Annotated in this window: 15 protein-coding genes; all 15 read left to right on the plus strand. The window is 60.1% G+C overall.

What is annotated here, in order from left to right; all coding sequences use genetic code 11:
• The first annotated feature begins 416 nt into the window (after nt 1–416).
• The 15 genes from GXP70_RS05200 to GXP70_RS05270 all read left to right on the plus strand — a co-directional run bounded on the left by GXP70_RS05200 (nt 417) and on the right by GXP70_RS05270 (nt 18,193).
• Nucleotides 417–761, plus strand: coding sequence for a YojF family protein (locus tag GXP70_RS05200; protein WP_162355491.1), 345 nt, complete (start codon nt 417–419; stop codon nt 759–761).
• 23 nt (nt 762–784) lie between these two features.
• Nucleotides 785–1,441 (plus strand): bacillithiol biosynthesis deacetylase BshB2, encoded by a 657-nt coding sequence (gene bshB2 / locus GXP70_RS05205; protein ID WP_162355492.1) that lies wholly within the window; start codon nt 785–787, stop codon nt 1,439–1,441.
• A gap of 263 nt (nt 1,442–1,704) precedes the next feature.
• Nucleotides 1,705–3,150, plus strand: coding sequence for a response regulator transcription factor (locus GXP70_RS05210; protein WP_162355493.1), 1,446 nt, complete (start codon nt 1,705–1,707; stop codon nt 3,148–3,150).
• Complete coding sequence (locus GXP70_RS05215) at nt 3,147–5,957, plus strand: sensor histidine kinase (protein WP_162355494.1); 2,811 nt, start codon at nt 3,147–3,149, stop codon at nt 5,955–5,957. The genes GXP70_RS05210 and GXP70_RS05215 overlap by 4 nt, the downstream gene beginning before the upstream one ends.
• 122 nt (nt 5,958–6,079) lie before the next feature.
• Nucleotides 6,080–7,531, plus strand: a complete 1,452-nt coding sequence (locus GXP70_RS05220) for an ABC transporter substrate-binding protein (protein ID WP_162355495.1) — start codon at nt 6,080–6,082, stop codon at nt 7,529–7,531.
• A gap of 67 nt (nt 7,532–7,598) precedes the next feature.
• Complete coding sequence (locus GXP70_RS05225) at nt 7,599–8,525, plus strand: carbohydrate ABC transporter permease (RefSeq protein WP_162355496.1); 927 nt, start codon at nt 7,599–7,601, stop codon at nt 8,523–8,525.
• A gap of 8 nt (nt 8,526–8,533) precedes the next feature.
• Nucleotides 8,534–9,373 (plus strand): carbohydrate ABC transporter permease, encoded by an 840-nt coding sequence (locus GXP70_RS05230; protein ID WP_162355497.1) that lies wholly within the window; start codon nt 8,534–8,536, stop codon nt 9,371–9,373.
• 26 nt (nt 9,374–9,399) lie between these two features.
• On the plus strand, nt 9,400–10,350 hold the full coding sequence (locus GXP70_RS05235) for a nucleoside hydrolase (RefSeq protein ID WP_162355498.1): 951 nt from the start codon (nt 9,400–9,402) through the stop codon (nt 10,348–10,350).
• 4 nt (nt 10,351–10,354) lie between these two features.
• Nucleotides 10,355–11,482, plus strand: a complete 1,128-nt coding sequence (locus tag GXP70_RS05240) for a cellulase family glycosylhydrolase (RefSeq protein ID WP_162355499.1) — start codon at nt 10,355–10,357, stop codon at nt 11,480–11,482.
• A 201-nt stretch (nt 11,483–11,683) separates the two neighbouring features.
• Nucleotides 11,684–13,903: a carbohydrate binding domain-containing protein gene (locus GXP70_RS05245; protein WP_162355500.1), complete on the plus strand. Its 2,220-nt coding sequence runs from the start codon at nt 11,684–11,686 to the stop codon at nt 13,901–13,903.
• A 128-nt stretch (nt 13,904–14,031) separates the two neighbouring features.
• Nucleotides 14,032–15,378, plus strand: coding sequence for an alpha-galactosidase (gene melA, locus GXP70_RS05250; RefSeq protein WP_162355501.1), 1,347 nt, complete (start codon nt 14,032–14,034; stop codon nt 15,376–15,378).
• 157 nt (nt 15,379–15,535) lie between these two features.
• Nucleotides 15,536–16,429 (plus strand): diguanylate cyclase domain-containing protein, encoded by an 894-nt coding sequence (locus GXP70_RS05255; protein ID WP_162355502.1) that lies wholly within the window; start codon nt 15,536–15,538, stop codon nt 16,427–16,429.
• Nucleotides 16,430–16,585: 156 nt separating this feature from the next.
• Nucleotides 16,586–16,993 (plus strand): iron chaperone, encoded by a 408-nt coding sequence (locus GXP70_RS05260; protein ID WP_162355503.1) that lies wholly within the window; start codon nt 16,586–16,588, stop codon nt 16,991–16,993.
• Nucleotides 16,994–17,141: 148 nt separating this feature from the next.
• Nucleotides 17,142–17,453 (plus strand): DUF1806 family protein, encoded by a 312-nt coding sequence (locus GXP70_RS05265; RefSeq protein WP_162355504.1) that lies wholly within the window; start codon nt 17,142–17,144, stop codon nt 17,451–17,453.
• Nucleotides 17,450–18,193, plus strand: a complete 744-nt coding sequence (locus GXP70_RS05270; protein WP_162355505.1) for a PIG-L family deacetylase — start codon at nt 17,450–17,452, stop codon at nt 18,191–18,193. Before GXP70_RS05265 ends, GXP70_RS05270 begins: the two co-directional genes overlap by 4 nt.
• The last annotated feature ends 212 nt before the right edge of the window (nt 18,194–18,405 follow it).

An 18,405-nucleotide genomic window follows, 5' to 3' on the forward strand; every position in this document is an offset into this window, starting at 1 on the left:
ACAAGCAGCGAAAACGAGCGAATCTCCTGTCCGAATTCAACGCTTTGCGAAGACAGTGCAGCTGCCTGTTCCTCCTTGAGCGATGTAATCCGAACGGGTTCGGAAGCCCAAGCTGGATAGCGGGGATGCGGCCGCCGGTACTGCCCGAGGTCCGCCGTTGAAGTTGTACGAGCCATTCAATGTCCTTAACATGGCCTTCCTTTCAATCTGAATGGCGCCGCAAGGTCTTATCCTTGCGGCGCCATTGGTCGTCTAGGGCCGTTGCCGCGCAGGCTCCCAGACTTCTTTTGTCTCCAGCGCGCCTTCCCGCCAAGCGTAGGCTGCGCCTGCGGTTCACATACTTTTGGAAAGTAGGGCGATTATCGGCTATAATTCTTTCAAGAGCAGCATCATAAGTTCTAGAAGGAGGCCGCGGCATGAAGCTTATTGATCGCACGGAGATCCAGCGCCGGATCGACCGGCTTCAGGATCAGGAATTATATCTTCATTTGGAAATGACGACAGGCGCTTACGCGTCGCATCTGGACAGCTCGAAGCATCCGGCGGCCACGTTCGTGACGAATACGATCGTGCGGTATTCGCACGGGTCGATTTCCGGCGGCGGACCGTACCGCGTCGGCCTGAAAATGGCGCATGGCTGGGTATATTCCGAAGGCCTTACGCATTACGAGGAGCGCGAGACGGAGCGGCTGATTCTGGCGGGACATGACGGCCAGGGCAAGCTCGTCGTCGCGCTGCAGCTGAGCCGGGAGCCTTTCTGATGGAAGAGGAGATGAGAGACGCTATGGAAAGCCGCATTCTTGTCGTGCTGCCGCATCCGGACGACGAGGCATTCGGATTGTCGGGCACGCTGGCGAAGTATATTTCCCAAGGGGCGCAGGTCACGTATGCCTGTCTGACGCTTGGCGAAATGGGCCGCAACATGGGCATCCCGCCGTTCGCCAACCGGGTCACGCTGCCCGAAATCCGCAAGAACGAGCTCGAAATCTCTTGCCGCGCGATCGGCATCCAGGATTTGCGCTTGCTCGGGTTTCATGACAAAACGATCGAGTTCGAGGATCAGGCGCTGCTGGACGACCGGATCGGCGCGCTGCTGGACGAAGTGAAGCCGACGCTCGTCGTCACGTTCTATCCGGGCTACGCCGTGCATCCCGACCACGATGCCTGCGGAGCCGCCGTCGTTCGCGCCGTCGGCAAGCTGCCCGAGGCGGAACGCCCGCCCGTACACTGCATGGCTTTCTCCAGGGACCATGAGCAGGCGATCGGGCGCCCCGATGTCACTAACGATGTCCGTGATTTCTTGAAGCATAAGATCGCCTCCATTCAAGCGCACCGTTCCCAATTCCAGGCGGTGGAACTGATGGGCAATCAGGCGCTGTCGAACAAGGAACTGCAGGACCGGTTCGGAACGGAACGCTTCTGGACGTACCGGTTCGAGTGAGAGCCGGATCGGCTGCGTGACGTATAGGCTGGCGCATTTTGCGCAATAGGACGGAAACGAAGAGCTTGCCTCCAGAGGCGGGCTCTTCGTCGTTATCCGCGAGATTGCGGCATCCTCTCCCGGCGATGATCCTCCCGGGGGATTATACGGTTTGCTTGCGCGGATGCATTGACGGATGGAACGCCGCGCCGTACAATCTACAATCAGACTGGAATGTAAGCGCTTAAGGGCGGCCAATCAAATGAACGACGGGGCGGGGAACCATGTATCGGTTACTGATTGTGGATGACGAATATGAAATACGCAAGGGGCTGGAGAGCGCCGACTGGGAGCAGCTGGGCATCCGGCTTGCCGGTTCCTGCGAGCACGGACTGGAGGCGTTCCAGTTCATGATGGCGGAGCCGGTCGATATTCTGCTGACGGATGTGCGGATGCCGTTCATGGACGGCTTCGAGCTGATCAAGCAGGCGGCCAAACCGTTTCCGTACCTGAAGACCGTCATTCTGACGGGGTACAACGATTTCAATTACGCGCAGCAGGGCATTCGCCTCGGCATCGCCGATTATTTGCTGAAGCCGGCGAAGAAAGCCGACATCTACGAGACGTTCGGCGGCATTGTCCGGGAGCTGGACCGCAACCGGCAGCAGCAGCTCCGCAGCGAGACGCTGGAGCGCAAAGCGAAGCTCGGCGCCGACGCGCTGCGCCAGCGGTTCATGGAGAAGCTGCTGTTCCGGGCCTTGCAGCCGGAAGAGCTGGAGGAAGGCGCCGCGGAGAGCGAAATGCTGTTGAACGGCCGCGGATTCGCCGTGCTCCTCCTTCGTCTGGACCGCAAGCTGGAGCAGAGCGATTATTACTCGGCCAAGGAGTGGAGGCTCATTCTGTTTGCGCTGCATAACTTGCTCACGGAGTTCTGGGACGAGCGGACCGGCGGCTACCACTGGATCCGCCCGGAGACCGGGGAATGCTTCCTGCTGCAGGTATTCGGCGGCAGCGGCAGTGACCACGGGGCCGACGCAGGCATGGCCAGCGAAGCCGGATTAATCGCCTGGGCCGACGCAGGCATGGCCAGCGAAGCCGGATTAATCGCCGATGCCATGGCGGCACGGCTCGAGGCATCCCTCGCCGCCGTCACGGAGGCGGTCAAGCGGCTGCGCGGGCTGCACCTGTCGACCGTGTCGACCGTCATCGGGCCGATCGTCGGGGCGGCGGCGGACATCAGCCTGTCCGCGCTTACGGCGGCGCAAGCCCTCGGCGGCCGGCCGGGACGCGAGCAATCCCTGCGGGAGCCTCTGGCGAACCCGGCGGCCGGAACGGCCGCAGGCGCGGACAGCCGGCCGGTGCCGGAAGAGCGCCCCAGGGACGGCGCCAATCAGACGATCGTCGACGAAGCGAAGCGGTACATCGATCTGAATTTCGAGAAGTCCGTGACGCTGCAGGATTTGGCCGCCCATATCCATGTGAACCCGAACTACCTCAGCACCCTGTTCCGCAAGTCGACGGGACAGAATTACATTCACTATTTGACGGAGCGCCGCATGCAGCGGGCGATGCAGCTGCTGAGGAGCACCGACTTTAAAGTGTACGAGATTTGCGAGATGGTGGGCTATTCCAATACGGCTTATTTTACGGAGCTGTTCCGCAAGCAATGCGGCTGTACGCCGCATGAGTACCGGAGCGCGCGGAGCCGCGAAGGGGCGGGGTTAACGTGAAACCGACTCATCGCAGGCGAATCGTCATCAGCGCCGTTATGCTGACGATCTGCGCGCAGCTTGTCTTCCTATGGACGGGCATCCGGAACGCGCAGAGCATCGGCGGGGACATCGAGCGGCAGACGCAGAGCAAGCTGCTGTCGGCGGCCGAATACAACGTCAGCTCCTTCTTCAATCACGCCTATTCCATGCTCCGGTACGTGCAGAATTCCGATCTGATCGAATATGCCAGCTCCTTCCTCGCGCTTCGGCACGAGGCGGACTACCGGCAGAAGCGCGGCGAGGTCGATTTCAAACTGAACCAAATCGATTTCGACGAGAATCTGATCGACTCCCTGTACGTCATCGGGCAATACGACACGCAGAAGAACCTCGTCAAGCACGCGGGCCGTCTCGACCTGTCCGACGACGTCGTGCCGACGATCTACGATATGAGCGAGACCGGGCTGCTGTATCCGCTGGAATATAACCAGCACTTGCCGACGTACTATGCGCCAGGCTCGTTGACGAGCCAGGTCAAGACCGGCAAGGAGGAGCAGATCGCGCACTCCAAGTCGTTCGCCGGCATCCTGGAAGGCCATGTCGTCTTGAGCGGCGGCGTTCAGGATTCCGGCCAGCATAACTCGACGCTCGTCCTGATCGTGCTGAAGAAGGGCTTCCTCGCCGACCTCGTCAGCGGCGGCGCCGCATCGCCGAACGCGTTCGAGCTGAGCGATCAGAACGGCACCGTGCTGGACCGGAGCGGTCCCGAATTCCGCCCGGGCATGACGCGGCTGTCGCATAACATCAACATGTTCGGCTTTACGCTGACGATGGATTCCGCGATGGACGCCAATATCCGCGTCGCGGAGCATGCGCTCTATGCCAAGTACGCGGTTTTCTTCTCCCTCATCGTCTTGGCTACGCTCGCGATCACGGTCGTTTATTCGTATTACATCCTGCTTCCGTTCCGTAAAATGTCCTCCTTCATGCGCAAGCAGCTGCTGAAATTTCCGCTGCGCCGGCTTTCCCGCGATTGGACGGGAGAACGCTGGTTCCCGTCGTTCTCGCTGCGGACGCATCTGTTCATTCTCTTCCTGCTGTCCGTGTGCATACCGGCCGTGTCGTCGGGCTTCGGCTACTACCGGCTCATCAATCAATATACGGTGGAGCAGCAGCGGCCGTACGCCCTGCAGCTGTCCGATCAGGTGAACCGGAACCTGCGGCTGCAGATGGCGCTGTACGACGATCTGCTGAACAAGCTCTCGCTCAATCCGACGTTCAACCATCTGTTCTTCTCCGACGGCTTCGCGTCTTCCGAGATGCCCGACGTATCGATTCTGCAATATCCCGGCATCGGAGACGTCTCGTACTTCGTGCTGTACAACCCGACGGGCGTCCGCCGGTACGCGTCCCAAATGACGAACGATACGGCGATTCTCGACGGCGAGACGCAGCGGACGCTCGACTCGCAGGGCGGCATCGTCTGGTCGGCGAACGTGACGGACGTGTTCAACCAGCCGACCGCCGCGCTGGCCAAGCCGTTCTACGCCTACGACGAGAATACGTCGGCTCCGCAGCCGATCGGTTACATCCAGGTCATTCTGAACGCATCGGCGCTGCAGTCCATGCACATCGACAGCACGGTGTCCATCGTCACGCTGGACAAGCGCGGCGACATTTATTTTCATAACGATCCGTCCATCCCGATGCTGGACAGCATCAAGGCGATTTCGGCGCGCCTGTCCGCGACGCCGAACCGGGAACAGTACGTGAAGACCAACGGCATTCACGGCATCGCCATTTCGAATCCGGTGGAGGGGAGCCGTCTCGACTCGGTGCTGATCCTGTCGATCGACTCCATTCTCGCCGGCAACCGGGAGATGTTCGACAACTACCTGATCGTGATGGCGGCGGCGCTCGTGGTCGCCCTGTTCACGTCGGTCTTCCTGACGCACTGGCTCGTCCGGCCGCTGGAGCGGCTGAAGGCGGTCATGGAGCAGGCGGAGACGGGAAGGCAGACCGCCGCGGTCTCCTACGCGAAGGAGGACGAGATCGGCGAGCTGGTCGGCAGCTTCAACAGCATGATGGACCAGATCAATCAGCTGATGGACACCAATATCCGGTTCGCCGAGGAGAACGGCCGGAACGAATTGAAGCAGCGGGAGCTGCTCGCCCTGAAGACGCAGGCGGAGTTGAACATGCTGCAGCAGCAGATCAACCCGCATTTTCTGTACAACACGCTGCAGAGCATCGGGATGAACGCCCAGCGCACCGGCGACGAAGAAGTCGGCTTCATGATCTACGCGCTCGCGGATCTGTTCCGGTACAGCATCAGCCATAAGGGCAGCACCGCCCTGCTCGACGATGAGATCCGCCATACGCAGAGCTACGTCGCCATTCAGGATTTTCGTTTCAAGGGCAAGTTCGAGGTCGAGTGGCATGTCGCGGACGAGGCCCGTTCCTGCCGGGTCATCACGTTTATTTTGCAGCCGCTTGTCGAGAACGCCATCTCGCACGGCTTCCTGGAGTCCGCCCGCAAAGGCAGGATACGGATCGCGGCGGCGCTCAAGGACGGCATGCTCGCGCTGACCGTCGAAGACAACGGACTCGGCATCGAGCGGGAGCGGCTGGAACGCATGCGGCGGGAATGGGAGGAAGGCGTCTCCTATCGGCCGGACGCGGCCGGCAAGCAAGGCGGCGTCGGCTTGAGCAACGTCTACTTCCGCCTGCATCTCGCCTATAAGGGCAAGGCGCGCATGGCGATCGTCAGCGAGCCGTTTGAAGGAACGCGGATCACGATTGAAATTCCCCGCTTCGGGATGTGAAAAAAACCGAACCAGATGCTGAATTCTCTCTCGTTGTTGCCCGGAGGGGCATCCCTTATAGTTAAACTTGCGATCGAACGACGCGAACGAAATGACCGAACATACTTAAGGGGGATCCACACGTGCAAACCAAGAAATGGGCGTCGCGCCTATCCGTTCTTACGCTGGCAACCGCGTTCGCGCTGACCGGCTGCGGAAGCGCGACCAACTCGAATTCGGGCGGCAGCGCGGCGAATGCGGGCGGAACGAACAACGCCGGCACGGCGAATGCCGGGGGAGACGCGGCGGCGAACGGAGCCGCGGCTTCCGGCGATGCTTCGGGCGGCGCTCCGGTCACCATCCGCTTCAATATGGGCGACGGAGAAGTCACGAAGGAGCAAATCGACGCGTTCAACAAGGAGCATCCGAACATCAAGCTGGTCCGGGTCGATTCCGACTACAACAAGCTGATGGCGCAGGTCGCCGCGAATTCGCCGGATACGCCGGATTTGATCCGCGTTCAGGGCTCGAGCGAAATTCCGTTCTACGTCAGCCGCGGTCTGGCGCTGAACCTGGATCCGTACTTCGAGAACAGCGCCGCGTTCCCGAAAGACGATATCCTCGACATCGCCAACGTGTACCGCTTCGACGGCACGATGCAGGGACAGGGCCCGATCTACGGATTCCCGAAAGACTGGTCGCCGGATTATGACTTGTGGGTCAACAAGAAGATGTTCACCGAAGCGGGCATTCCGCTCCCTAGCGACAAGGAGCCGATGACGTACGACGAGATGCTGGATCTGGCCAAGAAGCTGACGAAGAAGCAGAACGGCAAGATCACGCAGTACGGTCTGGTCGATATGTTCACGAACGGCGTCATCGCGAATCAGGACTTGCTGCTGCATCAGCTGGCTTCGCTCGGCGAGCAGCTCTATTCGGACAAGGGCATCGAGCTCGACACGCCCGACGCGAAGAAGGCGCTGCAATACTGGGTCGACGCGGTGAAGGCGCCGGTAGGCCCAAGCCCGCTGAATACGGAAACGAAGAGCTTCATCGATCTCTTCACGCAGAACAAGTCGGCCATGATGCTGTGCGGCTACTGGTTCAGCGGTCTGCTGCGCACGACGGATTCGACGAAGAACAACCTGGACGACTACATGCTCCTGCCTTCGCCGATGATGGACGGCGGCAAGCGCGTCGAAGCGGCCCGCGGCGCGTCCGGCAGCATTATCTACAGCAAGACGAAGCATCCGAAGGAAGCGTGGACGGTGTTCGAATGGTTCTACAGCGGCCAGATGGCCGACGAGCGCGCGAAGAGCGGCTGGGGACTTCCCGTCTTCCAATCGAAGATGGCGCTGCTCCCGCAGGAGACGGCCTTCGATAAGCAGGCGTACGGTGTCGTGAAGGACGACCTGGACTACATTCAGGTGCTCGGCTACAGCCCGTTCGTCGCTTCGCAGGCCATCACTTCCACGTTCGACCAGCAGTTCACGCCGGTCTACTTCGATAAGTCGACGATCGACGATGCGATCGGGAAGATCTCGAAGAACATCGCCGACCTGATGCAGGACAACAAGGATCTGACCGGCAATTAAGCGATTCAATGCTCATGGTGGAAGCGGCCGGCCGCTTCCACCATCTTCATAAAGAAAGGGTGACATCATGGCGCGCATGGGGAGAATGGAGCGGAAAGAAGCGAGAGACTTTTATATTTTGATCTTTCCCTGGCTGATCGTCTTTATTTTTTTGGGGCTCTATCCCTTGCTGTACGGCTTGTACCTGAGCTTCACGAATTACATGGGCTTCAACATCGATCACTTGAAATGGATCGGCATGCGCAATTACCGTCACGTCTTCACGGACAGCGACGCGATGTACTCGCTCGGCCGCTCGTTCTACGTCGGCTCGATCAACGTCGTCGTCAGCACGGTCGTCAGCTTCTTCATCGCCGTGCTGCTGAACCAGAAGTTCAAGGGCGTCGGCTTCTTCCGGGCGCTCTATTACCTGCCGTCCATCCTGCCGATCACGGGGATCGGCTTAATGTGGAAATATATATTCTCGACCAACGGGGGCTTATTGAACAGCTTCCTGGAGCTCTTCGGCATTCATGCCGTCAACTGGCTCGGCTACGATTACGCGACGACGTCGCTGTTCATCCTGCTGGCTTGGGGCTGCGGCGGGGGCATCATTATTTATCTCGCCGGCTTGAAAGGGATTCCGAACGACCTGTACGAAGCGGCCGCGATCGACGGGGCCGGCCCGCTGCAGCGGTTCCGCAAAGTGACCGTGCCGCTCATGACGCCGGTTATTTTCTTCAACTTCGTCTTTGCGATCATCGGCTCGCTGCAGATTTTCGCGCAGGCGCAGATGCTCAGCCCGACGGCTTCCTCCGGCGGCCTGCTCAGTATCCCGCTCCGGCCGAACTACTTGTACCTGATCCACGCGTTCCAGCAGATCTTCGCTTTCCAGCGCTACGGGTACGGCCTGGCGATGCTATGGGTGCTGTTCCTGCTGACGATCGTGCTTACGCTGGCCGTGTTCGGCACGAGCAGGTACTGGGTTCATTATGAGAGCAATTCGGAAAGGTAGGGCGCAACATGGAACAATTAGAGACGCGCTGGTCCAAGAAAGCCGCATTATACGCGCTGCTGCTGCTGTTGGCCGTCATTTTCGCTTTTCCGCTGTATTGGCTGCTGATTAACTCGCTCCAGCCGCTGTTTACGGGCTCGGTCGTCGTTCCGGCGAAACTTTCGTTCCATCCGTACAAGCTGGTGTTCACGCTGCGCCCGTACTTCATGTACTTCAAGAACTCGCTTATTCTGGCGGCGATTTCGGTCACGCTGCCGCTGATATCGAGCTTCCTGTCGGGATTCGCGTTCGCGCGGCTGCGGGCGAAGGGCAAAGGCATGCTGTTCATGCTCATCCTGTCGACCATGATGCTGCCGGCGACGGTGACGCAAATTCCGCAATACATTCTGTTCAAGCAGTTCGGGTTTCTGGGCACGTACTGGCCGTGGATCCTGTCCGGGCTCGGCGGCGCGCCGTTCCTGATCTTCCTCTACCGCCAGTTCTTCATGAATATCCCGCGGGAGCTGGACGAAGCGGCGCGCATCGACGGCTGCTCCACGTACGGCATCATCTTCCGCATCTACCTGCCGATCTCGGTGCCGATCATCGCGACGGCGGCGATCATGTCGTTCAACTTCAGCTGGGGACAGGATTTCTTCATGCCCTTCATGTTCCTGCAGGAGAAGCAGTACCCGCTTGCGACGATTCTGATGTCGATCGGCTATTATTTGCCGGAGAAGCCGTCGGTCCAGCTGGATCAAGTCCAAGAAGGCGCGACCGTGTTGTTCATACTGCCGATCGTTCTCGTGTTCCTCTTCGGGCAGCGGTACTTGATCAGCGGCATGATATCCGGCGCCATTAAGTCATAGCCGCAAGGCGGAAAGGAGCCATAATCATGGAAAATCATGCGGATATCCGCGAGAAAATCATCATCGATACCGACATCGGCGACGACATTGACGATGCGCTCGCGATCGCGTTTGCCCTGAACAGTCCCGAAGTCGAAGTCGTCGGCCTGACGACCGTCTTCGGCGACACCGGGGCCAGAGCGAGAATCGCGGCAAGCCTGCTTCGCACCGCGGGACGGACGGGGATCCCCGTCTACGCCGGCTGCATGCAGCCGATCAACGGGCCGGTCCATCCGTGCGGGGCGCCTTGCCAATATATCGCCGATGCCATGGATCGCATCGAGATCCCCGGGAAGCATGCGGTCGATTACTTGATCGAGACCGTCATGGGCGCCGAGGAGCCGGTGACGGTGCTGGCGATCGGGCCGCTGACGAACTTGGCGGCGGCGCTGCTTAAGGAGCCGCGGCTGCGGCAGAAGCTGAACCGTATCGTCATCATGGGCGGGGCGTATTATTTTCATTTCATCGAGTGGAATATCCATTGCGATCCGGAAGCGGCGAACATCGTGTTCCGATCCGGCATTCCGATGACGGCCGTCGGGCTGGACGTTACGAAGCGGTGCTTGATGAACGCGGAGCAGCTGGCGCGGCTGGAGCGGGCGGAAACGCCGCTCGCGCGGCTGCTGTGGCGGCTGATCCGGCAATGGCAGCGGGACACGGGCAGAACGTATCCCATCCTGCATGACGCGCTGGCGGCGTACGGCGTGTTCGGGGAAACGCATCTGCGGTTCGAGCGGGAAGCCGTCGCGGTCGAAATGGCCGGAAAGCACACCCGGGGCATGACGTTCAATTTAACGGACCGCGACCGGGAGGAGCAATTGGTGCAGGCGGCCGTCCGGGCAGCCGAAGGTTCCGCGGTCATGGCGGCCGCGGACGTCGACAGCGAAGCGTTCATCGCGCTGTTCCTGGACCGTCTGCTGAAAGGAGCCGAGGCTTGATAGTATGATGCGAAACGCGACATTCATAATCGGGGGCATCTTGTTCCTCGCAGTGGCGGTGTTGATGGGGGCGATCGCGATGGGATCGAAGGAAACGGAGCGCGTCGATGCATGGAGCGACATCGATCCGTACGAAGTCGGGTTCAATACGCAGGATCCGTATTTTACGGACCGGGACCGGCTGAACGCGTTGTACGATCAGGCGGCGAGCGCCGGCGCGAAATGGGTCCGGGTGACGCTGTTCTGGGATCTGATGGAACCGGTGAAAGGTCAGCTCGACTGGGAGCGGGCCGATATGATATTCGATACGGTGAAGGCGAAGGGGTTGAAAATGAACCTCGTCATCCGCTCCGCGCCTTCGTGGGCGGCGGACGGCGCGGATACGTCGGTGCACAACTATGCCCCGTCCGACGATCAGTCGTACGGGAACATCTGCTACATGATTGCCAAACGGTATTTGAACCGGGGCGTGCCGATCGTCTTCGAGCTTGGCAACGAGCAGAACATGAAGTTCTTCAACATGCCGGAAGTCGACCCGGTGAAATACACCCGCAACATGCTCATTCCGGGCTCGAAGGGCATCCGCCAAGCGGCCGATCAGCTCGGCGTGCCGTCGCCGCTCATTCTTGTCGGCGGCTTCGCGCCCGTCGAGCCGTACTACGTGCCGGACAGCGTAAGCCCGCTTGATTTCATGCAGGCGATCTACGACAACGGGGGCCAAGGGTATTTCGACTCGATCGCGTACCATCCGTACACGTACGTGTCCGAACCGTCCGGCAGCCACTGGACGTTCGCCGAGCTGCAGCGCATCGTCGATCTGATGGACGGCAAAGGCGATACCGGCCGGCGCATATGGGCGACCGAGGTCGGCTGGGCGACCGGGGCCGGGGGAGGCGAAGTGAGCGAAGACGATCAGGCGGCGTTCACCGCGCAGGAATTCGATCTGTGGTACAGCCTGCCTTACGCGGGACCGATGCTGTGGTACGAACTGGTCGACAATGCCTCCCACGACGACAACGAGAGGGAGAACACGTTCGGCCTGATGTACAGCGGCGAGCCTATGACGAAGAAGCCGGCGTTCGATGTCTTCGCGGCCAAGGCCGCCGAGCTCGCGGTGAAGGAGAAGGGCTAGCATGAAACGAATTGATTAGGAAGGGGGGTGAATTGACAGGCATTCGAGCGGATTTGTTACGGAAGAGCAAGGAACGCATTATACGAGCGCATCAAGGCATGATCCCATTCGAGGAGGTATAGTATGAAAGCGTCACGCAGAATCATCCGATTATGTGCAGCGGCTTTTCTATTCCTTACCCTATGCAGCGCACCGTTTGCCATGCTTGCAAGGACGGCTTCGGCGGATGCCGTCATTTCCAATCCGGGCTTCGAGACCGGCACGCTCACCCCATGGACGAATTCGAACAGCGCTTCCGTGGTGGCGAACAACGTTCACTCCGGAAGCAAAGCGCTCAATCTCGGCGTCTCGTATACCGGCGTCGAGCAAGCGCTGACCGGGCTTACGCCGGGCGCAACCTATACCGTCTCGGCATGGGTGAAGAACGCGTCGGCGGGCGATCTCGTCTATCTGGGCGTCAAAAATTTCGGTTCGCCCGATATCGTCGCGACATCGACGTCGGCGGCTTACACCCAGCTGACCATTACGTTCACGATGGGCAGCGCCAACACGTCGGCCTCGATTTACGTGTGGAAGAACGCGGGAACGGCCGCGACGTACGCCGACGACTTTACGATATCCGCGCCGCTGCTGCAGAATCCAAGCTTCGAGACCGGCATCCTGTCGCCGTGGACGAACTCGGGCAGCGCCGCCGTCGTCTCGGGCAACGCGCATGCGGGCAGCAAAGCGGTGAATATTGGCAACGCTTACACTGGAATTGAGCAGGCGCTCGCGGGATTGGCTCCGAACACGACGTATACGCTGACGGGCTGGGTGAAGAACGCGGCGGCCGGGGACGTCGTCTACATCGGCGTGAAGAATTACGGCGGCTCGGAGGTCAACACGACGACGACATCCGCCGCGTATACGAAGCTGAGCGTGACGTTTACGACCGGCAGCGCCAATACGACGGCGACGGCATTCGTCTGGAAGAACGCAGGGACGGCCGCGACGTACGCGGACGACTTTACGCTTGCCGCGGTACCGCTGCAGAATCCGGACTTCGAGACCGGCGTCCTGTCGCCGTGGACGAATTCGGGCAGCGCGGCGATCACGACGACGAATGCGCATTCGGGAACCAAAGCGGTGAATATCGGCACGTCCAATACCGGGGTCGAGCAGTTTCTGACGGGGCTGGCGCCGAGCACGACGTATACGCTGTCGGGCTGGGTGAAGAACGCGGCGGCCGGGGACGTCGTCTACATCGGCGTGAAGAATTACGGCGGCTCGGAAGTCAACACGACGACAACCTCCGCCTCGTACACGAAGCTGAGCGTGACGTTCACGACGGGCAGCGCGAATACGACGGCGAATATATTCGTCTGGAAGAGCGCGGGCACCGGCGCGACCTATGCGGATGATTTTACGCTCGCGACCGTAACGTCTCAGACGTACAGCGGCCAGAATATCGGCTTCAATACGCAGGACCCGTATTTCGCGACGAGCGCAAGCCTGAACCAGATGTACGACAAAATCGTCAGTACGGGGACGAAATGGGTCAGAGGCACGTTGTTCTGGGATCTGATGGAGCCCACCCAGGGGACGATCAACTGGACGCAGGCCGATCTGATTTTTAACGCCATCCAGGCCAAGGGCTTGAAGTATAACATCGTCATTCGCTCCGCCCCGGCGTGGGCCGCGGGCGTATCGAGCACGCCGGACCATAACTACGCGCCGACGAACGGCACGGCGTACGGCAACATCTGCTACCAGATCGCCAAACGGTATCTGAACCGGGGCGTCACGATCGCGTTCGAAATCGGTAACGAGGAGAACATGCAGTTCTTCAACATGCCGAGCGTCGATCCGGCCAAGTATACGAACAATATGCTGAAGCCGGGCGCGAACGGCATCCGCCAAGCGGCATCCGAGCTTGGCGTCGCGGCGCCGACGATCATGGTCGGCGGCTTCTCGCCGGTGGAGCCGGCTTACGTGCCGAACAGCGTGGCGCCGCTCGACTTCATGCAGGCGATCTATGACAATGGCGGCAAGGGCTACTTCGATACGATCGCTTACCATCCGTACACGTACGTGTCGCCCTCGGCGACGAGCCACTGGACGTTCACGGAGCTGCAGTCGATCGTCGATCTGATGGCGGCCCAAGGCGATACGAACAAGAAGGTATGGGCGACGGAAGTCGGCTGGGCGACCGGCACGGGCGAAGGGGAAGTGAGCGAGGCCGACCAGGCGACCTTCACGGCGGGAGCGTTCGACACGTGGTTCGGGCTTCCGTATGCCGGTCCGATGATGTGGTACGAGTTGATCGACAACGCCTCTTACGATAACGCCAACCGGGAGAACACGTTCGGCCTGCTGCACAGCGATGCGACATGGACGGCGAAGCCGGCCTACGCCGCTTTCCTCGCCAAGATCGGGCCTTGATCAAGATCATGCCTTAATAATGGAATGTCTCGGGACCGGCATATAATTTGCCGGTCCTTAATAGGGCTATGAAGAGGACGGCTTGCATGAACGGGATGAACCAATCCGAACGTTGAGGAGGAACGGACATGACGGTGAAAATCGCTTTTATCGGGGCCGGCAGTTTAGTTTTTACGAAAAATTTGGTGCGCGACCTGCTCACGTTTCCCGCTTTCCGGGATTGCACGATCTCGCTGATGGACATCGACCCCGGCCGGCTGGCGTTTGCCAAGTCCGCGGTGGAGAACATCCTGAACGCGGGCGAATACCGCGCGGCGAAGCTCGAGGCGACGACGAACCGCGAAGAAGCGCTGCGAGGCGCCAATGGCGTCGTGTGCACCATTATGGTCGGCGATCTGGACGTCTATCGGCATGACGTGGAAATTCCGAAGAAATACGGCGTGGATATCAATATCGGGGATACGCGCGGTCCGGCCGGCATATTCCGCTTCCTGAGAACGCTTCCGGGGATGCTGGACATTGCCCGCGACGTGGAGCGCATTTGTCCGGATGCCATCTTCCTGAACTATTCGAATCCGATGGCCATGCTGTGCAGGGCGATTCAGAGCGAAACGAGCGTCCGGGCGACCGGCCTCTGCCACAGCGTGCAGGGTACGGCAGCGATGCTTGCCGGCTGGATCGGCGCGCCGGCGGAGGAAATCACGTATACGTGCGCGGGCATCAACCATCAGGCGTTCTACCTGGACTTCAATTGGAACGGGAAGGACGCCTATCCGCTCATTCGGGATGCCGTCAAGCAGAACCCGGCCGTCTACGGCGAAGAAATCGTGCGGAACGAAATGTTCCTGCATCTGGACTATTACGTCACGGAGTCGAGCGGCCACAACTCCGAATACAACGCGTGGTTCCGCAAGCGTCCGGACCTGATCGAGCGCTACTGCACGCACGGCACGGGCTGGAACCCGGGCGAGTACGGCGTCGTCGTCAAATACGGCGAGCGGATGAAGAACAACTGGGAGCAGCAGATGGAAGAATGGCGCGACAAGCCGATCGACCTTGCGCGCGGCGAAGAGTACGCCTCGTATATCTTCAACGCGGTGTTCGGCGACGGGACGCTGTTCAAGTTCAACGGCAATGTCCGCAACTTCGGCCTGATCGACAACCTGCCGGAAGGCGCGTGCGTCGAAGTGCCGGTGCTCGCATCGCGAAACGGCTTGGCGCCGATCCACGTCGGCAAGCTGCCCGACCATCTGGCGATTCTCGTCAATACGAGCTCGCGATGCGAGGAGCTGGCCGTCGAAGGCGCGCTGACGGGCGACAAGCGGAAGATTTTCCAGGCGGTCGCGTTCGATCCGCTCACGTCGGCCGTGCTCAGCCTGCAGGAAATTCAGGACATGGTCGACGAATTATTCGAAGCGAACCGCGGCTGGCTGCCGGCGTTCGAAGGCGATGCGACGGTGAACGCGCAGCGTTAACGGCAAGCTGCAGGGCTATTCTTTGAAGGCCATCCTTTGACGGATGGCCTTTATTTTGATTACGCCGTCGCCAAGGGGTTGACTTTCCTGCCGGGGGAAGGTTTATGGTACATACAAGGAGTTCCGGCCGGAATAACTTGCGAAAGGGTGTCAACGGTTGAAAATCGGCGAATTTGCGGAATTGAACCAGGTTACGGCCAAAATGCTTCGGCACTACGATGAAATCGGCCTGCTCAAGCCTGCGGGAATCGATTCCGGGACAGGCTATCGATCCTATGCGACAGAGCAATCCCATCGATTGAATTGGATCCTGATTCTTAAAAATCTCGATTTCGCGCTCAGTGAAATCAAGGCGCTGCTGAGCGGTCCGATTGAGCGGCAGAGCATCGTACGCCAATTGTATCGCAAACGAATCGAGATTGCCTCGGCGCTGAACGAGCAGATCCAGAAGAAATTGGCTATCGATCGGCTAATCGCCATCATCGAGAAGGAGGGATTCGAAATGAACATGAACATCGATTTGCAGCATATCGGCCCGGCCGGCGTGCAAGAAATCAAGAAGAACATTCCGAATATGGAGATGTTTCTGGAAACGGCGGCCAGTATAGCGTCGCTCCGTTCGGACGGCGAGAGCCACGCGGTATTTCGATTCGATATCAGCCACTTCAAGCAGGTGAACGACGACTATGGCTTCGAAGCGGGGGACAGCGTCATTCTCGCCTGCTATCGCATGATCGAATCCAACGTCAAGACCTATCTGCATAAGGCCACGGTCGGCCGCGCGGCCGGCGATGAATTTATCGTGTTTGCCCTGGCGGACCGCGATGCGGCCATGCAGACGGCTAGAAGCATCATCGACGATATGAAGCGGTTCGATTTCGCCGCGATCGGCTGCCCGAAGCAAATGGGCTGCTATATCGGCGGAATGGCAGGAACGTTCACGACCGGGAAGACGATTCGAAGGATCATCGAGGACTCGATCGATGTATTGGAACGCGCAAGGCGTAACGGGCCTAATTCCTATCTGATTGAACTCTGCGGCGATCGATAAAGGACTGTGTGACGGATACGGCTTGCTGCTCTCAAGAGCGGCGGCGGCCGAGGACTATTTTTATGGTCCAGGGCTGCCGCCGCTTTACTTTTTGATACAATGAAAGCATGGCCCGTCCGTCACCGCCTATACCGCGGACGAGCGAAAGGAGCAGCCATGGTAGAGAAAGAGAACACGCCGTCCGCCTCGTCGGTCGACGACTATATTGCGATGTTCCCGCCCGAGGTGCAGGCGGAGCTGCAGAAGCTGAGGCAGGTCATTCGTGAAGCCGCGCCGGGCGCGCAGGAGAAGATCGCCTATCAGATGCCCGCGTTCGCGCTGCGCGGCAGCCTCGTCTATTATGCCGCCTATAAGAACCATATCGGCTTCTATCCGACCGCGAGCGGCATTGCCGGTTTCAAGGAAGAGCTGTCGATATACAAAGGCTCGAAAGGGGCCGTCCAATTCCCGCTCGGCCAGCCGCTCCCCTATGCGCTCATTCGCCGCATCGTGGAATTTCGCGTCGCGGAGAATATCGCGAAGGCCGACCGGAAGGCGAGCCGTAACCGAGCGAAGAAGAGCTAGCGCGGCAATCGCTCACGGAAGGGCGCCCGGACCAGCGGCCAGCGACGCCGGAGGACCGGCGATTTTGCCGGATTTCACTGCTTGTTCCGTTCTTTACGTGCTACAATAAGCTGGAAGTCAAAATCCATATAGAAAAGAGATTTGCGCCATGATCCCTATTCAACGCACGGAAACGGAAGCCGAGCTCCGGAAATTCGTCGGGGCCGAGGCTTATATGCACAGCGAGGCGACATCGTTCGTGTTCGTCCGCAATTTCAAGGTACGGGTAACGCACGCTTTTATCGCAGGGGAAGGCTCGTACCGCGCCGCGCTCCGATTCGACGGCCACGGCTGGCTGCGCATGGAGGCGCTTACGCATTACGAGGTTGACGGGCAAGGCCGCCTGCTGCTGGCGGGCTATGACGACAGAGGGCGCATGAGTGTCGCGCTGCATCTTGGAAGGGAGCCGTTTCCGGAATGAACCATGAACAAGCGCCGAAACGCAAGCTGCTGGCGGTATTCGCCCATCCCGACGACGAAACGTTTATTTGCGGGGGCACGCTGGCCAAATACGCCGCCGAAGGCGTCGAAATCACGCTGGTGAGCGCAACGAAGGGCGATATGGGACGCCGGATGGGCAACCCGCCGTATCTCAACCGCGAAACGATGGCCGCCGCCCGCGAGCAGGAGCTGCGGGAAGCATGCGAATGCCTGGGCATCGGCAGGCTGATCTTCTTCGGCATCCGCGACAAGACCGTGGAGTTCGAAGACGAGGAATCGCTGGTCGGGCGCATCGAGGCGCTTATCCGCGAAGTGGAGCCGGACGTCGTGCTGACGTTCCATGAACGGTACGGCGGTCATCCGGACCACTGCGCGATCGGCAAGGCGACGACGGCCGCGTTCCGGCGTTCGGCCGGAGGGGAGGCTGGAGGGCGCAAGGGGGCTAAGGGGGCTGCAAGCGCGCTGTACTTCATAACGTTCGGCGACGCGATGGAGCGTCCGGAGCACTACGGGTACACGCGGAAGGATGTCGTCCGGGTCGACGTGCAGGCCCACAATGCCGCCAAGCTGGCCGCGTTCCGCGCCCACCGCTGCCAGACCGAGATCGACGAGTGGGTATGGCAGTCCGACAAGTCGGCGCTGTCCCGGTTCGGCAGGCATGAATATTTCCTGAAGGGGGACGTCGACGCTCCGCAGCGGACGAACGACGATTTGTTCTGAGGGCGGCGGGGCGTTGGGCCGCAGCTCCTGTGAGCAGCGCGACGACGCGCGTCCCAAGCCAAGAAGCCGCTATTCGATGATAGCGGCTTCTTGGCTTTCGTCCGGCGGCCGATTATTGGACTTGGGGCAGCGCTGGGGTGGAAGCCGCCTCCCCAGGTGCGCAGGTGTTGGCGGGAGACTAGGTGCAGACAGCGGCCTAAGCGGCAGGCGGT

The sequence above is a fragment of the Paenibacillus lycopersici genome (genome assembly GCF_010119935.1).
Lineage (GTDB): Bacteria > Bacillota > Bacilli > Paenibacillales > Paenibacillaceae > Paenibacillus_Z > Paenibacillus_Z lycopersici.